This window comes from Subdoligranulum sp. APC924/74, assembly GCF_003324125.1.
Lineage (GTDB): Bacteria > Bacillota > Clostridia > Oscillospirales > Ruminococcaceae > Gemmiger > Gemmiger qucibialis.
Genome location: NZ_PSQF01000120.1, coordinates 1 through 7,202 on the forward strand (window position 1 = coordinate 1; position 7,202 = coordinate 7,202).

Annotated in this window: 7 protein-coding genes; 4 read left to right on the forward strand and 3 right to left on the reverse strand. The window is 56.8% G+C overall.

Annotation, left to right across the window (positions count from 1 at the left end; translation table 11 throughout):
* The first annotated feature begins 239 nt into the window (after window positions 1-239).
* On the forward strand, window positions 240-764 hold the full coding sequence (locus tag C4885_RS14775; protein ID WP_158538922.1) for a helix-turn-helix domain-containing protein: 525 nt from the start codon (window positions 240-242) through the stop codon (window positions 762-764).
* 132 nt (window positions 765-896) lie between these two features.
* On the opposite strand, the gene C4885_RS14780 is transcribed toward C4885_RS14775, so the two are convergent.
* Both C4885_RS14780 and C4885_RS16320 read right to left on the reverse strand, forming a co-directional pair.
* Complete coding sequence (locus tag C4885_RS14780) at window positions 897-2,621, reverse strand: ammonium transporter (protein WP_114001069.1); 1,725 nt, start codon at window positions 2,619-2,621, stop codon at window positions 897-899.
* A gap of 59 nt (window positions 2,622-2,680) precedes the next feature.
* Window positions 2,681-2,989 carry a hypothetical protein gene (locus C4885_RS16320; RefSeq protein WP_147237859.1) on the reverse strand — a complete coding sequence of 103 codons (309 nt, stop codon included), beginning with the start codon at window positions 2,987-2,989 and terminating at the stop codon, window positions 2,681-2,683.
* A gap of 138 nt (window positions 2,990-3,127) precedes the next feature.
* On the opposite strand from C4885_RS16320, the gene C4885_RS14790 reads away from it, so the two are divergent.
* Window positions 3,128-3,562 carry an OadG family transporter subunit gene (locus C4885_RS14790; RefSeq protein WP_114001071.1) on the forward strand — a complete coding sequence of 145 codons (435 nt, stop codon included), beginning with the start codon at window positions 3,128-3,130 and terminating at the stop codon, window positions 3,560-3,562.
* Between the two features lie 18 nt (window positions 3,563-3,580).
* Complete coding sequence (locus tag C4885_RS14795) at window positions 3,581-4,771, forward strand: sodium ion-translocating decarboxylase subunit beta (RefSeq protein ID WP_114001072.1); 1,191 nt, start codon at window positions 3,581-3,583, stop codon at window positions 4,769-4,771.
* A gap of 504 nt (window positions 4,772-5,275) precedes the next feature.
* Here C4885_RS14795 and C4885_RS14800 read toward each other — a convergent pair.
* Complete coding sequence (locus C4885_RS14800; protein WP_242979614.1) at window positions 5,276-5,959, reverse strand: tRNA1(Val) (adenine(37)-N6)-methyltransferase; 684 nt, start codon at window positions 5,957-5,959, stop codon at window positions 5,276-5,278.
* Window positions 5,960-6,124: 165 nt separating this feature from the next.
* Between C4885_RS14800 and pfkB the strand changes: the two genes are divergently transcribed.
* On the forward strand, window positions 6,125-7,054 hold the full coding sequence (pfkB, locus tag C4885_RS14805; protein ID WP_114001073.1) for a 1-phosphofructokinase: 930 nt from the start codon (window positions 6,125-6,127) through the stop codon (window positions 7,052-7,054).
* Window positions 7,055-7,202 lie beyond the last annotated feature (148 nt).

Sequence of the window (7,202 nt, forward strand, 5' to 3'; positions counted from 1 at the left end):
TTTTGGCAACGCAGATGCCGTGCCGCAGCCGCCGAAGCGGTGCTTAAGCCGCTAGGCGGGAATTGTGCGGTGTTGCCCTAACTGTTTTCCCTCCTCACTTCAATCTTTCCCCCATTTATGCTATACTCTTCCCAACCCGACGCCCCATGTCCGGCCGCTTTTGCCCCGGTTCCCGCACTGTGTCGTGGTGTTTTTTGCTTCGGCTGTGGTATCATGCAGCTATAGGGAGGATGAATCCAATGGATCAACAGAAAATCGGCACTTTCTTGAAGCAGCTCCGCCAGGAGCGCCAGCTCACCCAGGAAAACCTGGCTGAAATCATGTGCGTGACCAACCGCAGTGTTTCCCGCTGGGAAAACGGTGTCAACCTGCCCGACCTCCCTACCCTCATCCAGCTTGCCGATTTTTACGGCGTGGAGCTGCGTGAACTGTTAGACGGAGAAAGGAAGCCTGATGCAATGAACACCCCCGAAACCAAAAGTGCCACCGAAGAGACCGCCCGCAAGGTTGCGGACTACAGCAATGACGTGATGGAAAAAGTGACCCACCGGTTCCATTACATGTACCTGATCTCGATTGCCACCGTCCTGATCTACCTGGTCATGAACCACTTTGATTTTTCCGGTTCGCCCGTGCTGCAGGCCATCCAGGGTGCCTGCCTGGGCATTGGGCTGGGTATGCTGATCGTGGGTGCCATTTTCACCAGCAAGTACGGCAATAAAATCATTGCCTTCAAGGTACAGATGCTGAAACACAAATCATAATAGACATAGCAAAAAGTCCGGCGCTCTGCTGCACACAGTGCGCCGGACTTTTCTATTATGGGAAGATATTGGAGGCTTTCGTCACCCGATACAGGCAGCTGCTTGCCAACTGCCTATATAATAGGTAGCTATTTATTCAACGTCCTGCAAAGCGGCGTAGTTTACTTCGCCGGTGCGGACCTTGACCACCTTGGCCACATTGTAAACAAAGATCTTGCCATCACCGATATGGCCGGTGTACAGAACCTTGGTGGCGGTGTCGATGATCTTGTCTACCGGGATCTTGCTGACAACAACTTCAACCTTGACCTTGGGAATCAGGGTTGCGTCGACCTCAGCACCACGGTATTTCTCACCGCTGCCCTTCTGCAGGCCGCAGCCCATAACCTGGGTAACGGTCATGCCGGTCACGCCGACAGCGTTCATGGCAGCTTTCAAAGCTTCAAACTTGGCCAGCTGCACGATCATAACGACCTTGTGCATGCCGGAATCCAGCTCAGCGGGCAGAGGTTCTTCCTTGACGACCTTGACGGCGGCATTGATTTTGGCCTCGCTGGCCATGGTGATGTCGTCTTCACCCAGGTCGGTGTTCTCGTTCACGCTCATCTCAGCGTAAGTCGGGTCAGAGATGGAGAAGCCGGAGTAAGCGGAAGCCAGGCCGTGCTCGTGGATATCCAGGCCGTCGATCTCTTCTTTTTCGGTCACACGCAGGCCGATGGTCTTTTTGATGATGGTAAAGATGACGGTCATGGAAACCAGCACCCAGGCAGCCACGCAGATAACGCCCAAAACCTGAACGCCAAAGAAACGGAAGCCATGGCCGTACAGCAGGCCCTCACTGGTGGAGAACAGGCCGGTTGCAATGGTGCCCCACATGCCGTTCATGCAGTGCACGGAAACAGCGCCGACAGGGTCATCAATCTTGACAACGTTATCAAAGAATTCAACGGAGAAGATGCAGAGCACACCGGCAACGATGCCGATGATGGCAGCGCCGAACGGATCAACCATATCGCAGCCTGCGGTAATGGCAACCAGACCGGCCAGAGCACCGTTAAAAGTAAGGGAAACATCAGGTTTGCCGTAACGCACCCAGCTGGTGATCAGCGCGGCAACGGTAGCCAGCGCAGCGGCCAGGTTGGTATTGAAGCAGACCAGACCAGCGGAAACCATGGCGTCATCGCTTGCCATTGCCACGGTGGAGCCACCGTTGAACCCGAACCAGCAGAACCACAGGATAAACACGCCCAAGGCCATGGCGGTCAGGTTGTGGCCGGGGATTGCGCGGGCCTTGCCGTCCTTGCCGTACTTACCAATACGGGGGCCAAGCATCCAGGCGCCCAGGCAGGCGGTAACGCCGCCAACAAAGTGAACGGCGGTGGAACCGGCAAAATCATGGAAGCCCAGCTGTGCCAGCCAGCCGCCGCCCCAAATCCAGTGGCCGGAGATGGGGTAAACGATCAGGCTGATAGCGGCCGAGTAGCAGCAGTAAGCGCTGAACTTGGTACGCTCTGCCATGGAGCCGGAAACAATGGTTGCTGCCGTTGCACAGAACACGGTCTGGAACACGGCATAAACCCAAAGGGGCACGCCCTCCGGCAGGATGGCGCTGTAGTCGCCGCTCATAAAGGGGGCAAAGCCGCCGATGAGCGGGCCGGAACCTGCAAACATGATGCCGAAGCCGACCAGCCAGAAGCACGGTGTGCCGATGCAGAAGTCCATCATGTTTTTCATCAGGATGTTGCCGGTGTTCTTTGCACGGGTCAGGCCAGCTTCGCACAAAGCAAAGCCTGCTTGCATAAAGTACACCAGGAATGCCGCAACCAGCACCCAGATGACGGTTGATGAGTTGTACATATTCAAACCACTCCTCTCAAGATCAAACCACGGCGCTTCCTCTATTTTTTCTTGCCGCATTAAGCCGCATTAAGCCAGATGCTTAAATAACAAAAGCGCCGGGCAGGATGTACCTGCCCGGCGCCATTGCCGTGGTTTTGATTTGCCCACATTGTAACCCCGGCAAGCCCCGCCGTCAAGCAAAACTTTTCATTTTTTGTCAAAATGTGCAGTTTGCACAGCGTTCCCCGTTTTGTTCTTCCGCTCGTTTGTGCAACCTGCATTTTCTGCCCGGCTGTCAACTTTATTCTGCATGGTGCTTTGCGCGCAAATTTACATTTTTTATCGTAAAGACACGGTTTCACAATATTTTTGTCACATTTTTTCAAAACCCGCTACCAAAAATTGAGCCGCTGTGTTATAATAAAACCATACTTGGGTAAAATTTGCCCGGCTCGGTTTTTGTACCGTGTACGGGGGAAAATCAACGGTGCTGTGCACCGCAAGCTAAAGGAGGATATTGCCCAATGAGCAATTCTATCGCTCTGCTCGCCCTTGAGGCCGCTGACGGCACTGTGGTTCTGACCAGCATCACGCTGGTGTTCGCCATGCTGGTTGCGCTTTGCCTCATTATCACTGTGGAAGGCAAGATTTTTGACGCCATCAAGAACAAAAAGAATGGCACCAAAGCCGCCCCCAAGGCACCTGCCGCCCCTGCAGCGCCCGCTGCACCGGCCGCACAGAACATCGCCAAGGCTGCTCCTGCCGCCCCCGCAGCACCCGCTGCTGACGGCTCCATCCCCGGCGAGATCGTTGCTGCCATTGCTGCAGCCGTTGCCTCTCTGGGTGAAAACCTGACCATCCGCGGCATTCACCGCGTTCAGAAAAAGACGGCTACTGGTTCCCGCCGCGGCGCCTGGGGCGACGCCGGCGTTACCCAGAACACCACGCCGTTTATGTGATGGAAAGGGGACGAAACAATGGGAGCAATTTTTACCAACATCGCTGAGATCTTTGCCAACTCCGGTTGGGCACAGATTTTCTTTGCTGAGGGCGGCTGGAAGTATGCCGTCATGATCGGCGTGGCCTGCGTGCTGCTGTACCTGGCCATTGTCCACCAGTTTGAGCCTTTGCTGCTGCTGCCCATCGGCTTCGGCATGCTGATGACCAACCTGCCGTTGGACGGCATCTTCCATATGGACATCTTCATCAACGAAACGCAGCACATCAACTGGGAACTGCTGGGTACATCCGGCGGCATGGCGGACTATATTTACTTAGGCGTCAAACTGGGTATCTATCCCCCGCTGATTTTCCTTGGCATCGGTACCATGACCGACTTTGAGCCGCTGATCGCACGTCCGTCCAGCCTGCTGCTGGGCGCTGCCGCACAGCTGGGCATCTTCTTCACCTTCGTTGGCGCCAAAATCCTGGGCTTCACCAACAAGGAAGCCGCTTCCATCGGCATCATCGGCGGTGCCGATGGCCCGACCGCTATCTTCGTCACCACCCGCCTGGCCCCGCACCTGCTGGGTTCCATCGCGGTTGCCGCGTACTGCTACATGGCGCTGGTGCCTGTTATCCAGCCGCCCATCATGAAAGTTCTGACCACCGAAAAAGAGCGTCAAATCGTGATGGAAAGCCCGCGCAAGGTTTCCAAGACTGAGAAGATCCTCTTCCCGATCATTGTTACCATCATCGTTTCCCTCACCCTGCCCGATGCCGCCATCCTGGTTGGCTGCCTGATGCTGGGCAACCTGATGAAGGAATGCGGCGTTGTTGAGCGTATCAAAAAGACCGCCGGCAACGAACTGATGAACATCATCACCATCTTCCTGGGCTTCAGCGTTGGCTGCACCACCAATGCCGCAACCTTCCTGAACATCCAGACCGTTGAGATCATTGTTCTGGGCATTGTTGCTTTCGGTGTCGGCACCGCAGGCGGCGTTCTGCTGGGCAAGGTCATGTGCTTTGTCACCCACGGCAAGATTAACCCGCTGATCGGCTCCGCCGGTGTTTCCGCTGTTCCCATGGCCGCCCGTGTTTCCCAGAAAGTCGGCCAGGAATACAACCCCCGCAACTACCTGCTCATGCACGCCATGGGTCCCAACGTTGCCGGTGTTATCGGTTCCGCTGTCGCCGCCGGCATCCTGATCAACATGTTCGGCTGATCCTGATACCTAACCCCTAAAACTCAACCGCCCGTCACATTTTGTGTGACGGGCGGTTTTTTATATCTATCCATTTAGAACTTAGGGCAGCACCGCACAATTCCCGTCTTGCGGCTTAAGCACCGCTCCGGCAGCTGCGGCACGGCATCTGCGTTGCCAAAATGCTCGATAATGTCGGGTTGCGGTACCCGCATCGTGCTTCGGGGGCAAAAGCCCCTCGCACTCTGCGACCGCTGCCCCTGCTTCGGTTCGCTGTTTCCGCCACTGGCGGCGCTCACCTTTGCAGCATCCAGTATTACCTGCGCTTTTGGCTTGGCATCTGCCGCACCTCGCTCGCCGTATCGGCACTTAGAATTATGCGGTATTGCCTTAGGGAATCACTGCGCATCCCGGAACCTTTTCCATCCCGTTTTGTACCCGTCCCCAATCCGATTCCTCATTTTCCCCGCGTCGCAGCTTCGCCCCGCCGCCAACTCCTAACTCCTACTTCCTAACTCCTAACTATCATCTCCCGTACCTAACCCCATTCCCCGTTAAAACGTCCTCCTCCCACCGGATCCCCGGCTTTCTTCCTTTCTGGGCTTCCACCAAAAACAGCCAGGGTTTGCTGTGTTCATCCTTGCGCACCAGAGCCACCCGCTTGGGCTCCAGCCCAACGGCGCAGAGCGCGGCAAACACCGCCGCCATCTGTTCCGGGCGGTGGCATAGGGCCAGCTTGCCGCCATCGTGCAGGGCACGGGCCGCACAGGCGGCAACATCCTGCATCGTGCAGCTGCCGTCATGCCGGGCCGTGGCGCGGCGGGCATCCGGGCTGACATATCCGCCGGTAAAATAGGGCGGGTTGCAAGCGGCGAAGTCATATTTCCCCTGTTCCGGGCCGCTTTTGCAGAACATCCGCAGGTCGGTGCAAAGAGCGGTAATATGCTCTGCACCCGGCGTTTCCTGCACAGCACGGCGGCACAGGGCCGAAGCATCGGCATCCAGCTCCACCGCTGTGCATGGGCCGCGGTGCCCGGCATCGTGCCAGGCCAGCGCTACGATTCCGCACCCGCTGCACAGGTCCAGCGCTGTTTCTTTGCGGCGCGGCATGGCAAACCGGGCCAGCAGCAAGGCGTCCGTACCAAAGGCTGCCCCCGGCCCGGTAAACACCTTGGTGCCGTTATCCAATAGTTCCATTCCCTGTGCCATGTTGTTCTCCTCCGTGTAAACAGTTTGTTAAGATTATTCTGATTTTCGCGCTTTTACTTGCGATATTTCACAATTCAGCGTATAATGATAAAAGATTGACAATTATCGATTGCCTTTGCCACTGCCCTTATTCTGACATTTCTCCCCATAAGGAGGCTCATTTTCATGATCTATACTGTCACCCTGAACCCGGCACTGGATAAAACCGTTGAAATTCCTTCCTTTACCACGGACGGCGTAAACCGCATTACTTCCATCCGCACCGATCCGGGCGGTAAAGGCATCAATGTCTCCAAGGTGGTTGCCGCACTGGGCAGCACCAGCCGTGCCCTTGGTATTCTGGGCGGCAGCACCGGGCAGATGATCTCCGAAGCTCTGTCCGGCCTGAACATGACCTGTGACTTTTTGCCCGTTGAGGGCAACACCCGCATCAATCTGAAAGTGGTGGATCCCATCGCCCACACCAGCACCGAGATCAACGAACCCGGTGTTCCCGTGGACCCGGCTACCCTGCAAAGCCTGCTGGACCACCTGCTGAAGCTGCTGCGCCACGACGATATCGTGGTGCTGGCCGGCAGCCTGCCGGTGAATGCTCCTGCCGACACTTACCGCGTGTGGGGCGATGCCTGCCGCGAAAAAGGTGCCAAGGTCATTCTGGACTCTGACGGTGCCGGCATGGTGGAGGGCGTTAAGGCAAAACCGTTCCTCATCAAACCCAACAGCGAGGAGCTTTCCCACCTGATGGGCCGCGCGCTGGACAGCCAGCAGGAGCTGACCGCCGCCGCCCGTGAGCTGTTGCAGACCGGCGTGCAAAAGGTCATCGTCTCGATGGGCAGCCGCGGTATGCTGCATGTTCTGCCGGAGCAGACCATCTTTGTGCCCGGCCTGCGTGTTCCCGTCAAGGATACCGTTGGTGCCGGGGATGCCGTCATCGCCGCCCTGGCTGTTGCCGAAGAGCGCGGCCTGACGCTGGAAGAAACGCTGCGCCTTTCCACTGCCGCCGGTGCCGCCAGCGTAATGTGCACCGGTACTCAGGCTGCCAGCCTGGAAACCATCCAACAGCTGATGGAACAGGTCACCTACCGCGAACTTTGATTTCCGCCATTCACTTTTTAGGCAATACCGCATAATTCTAAGTGCCGATACGGCGAGCGAGGTGCGGCAGCTGCTAAGCCAAAAGCGCAGATAATACTGGATGCTGCAAAGGTGAGCGCCGCCAGTGGCGGAAACAGCGAACCGAAGC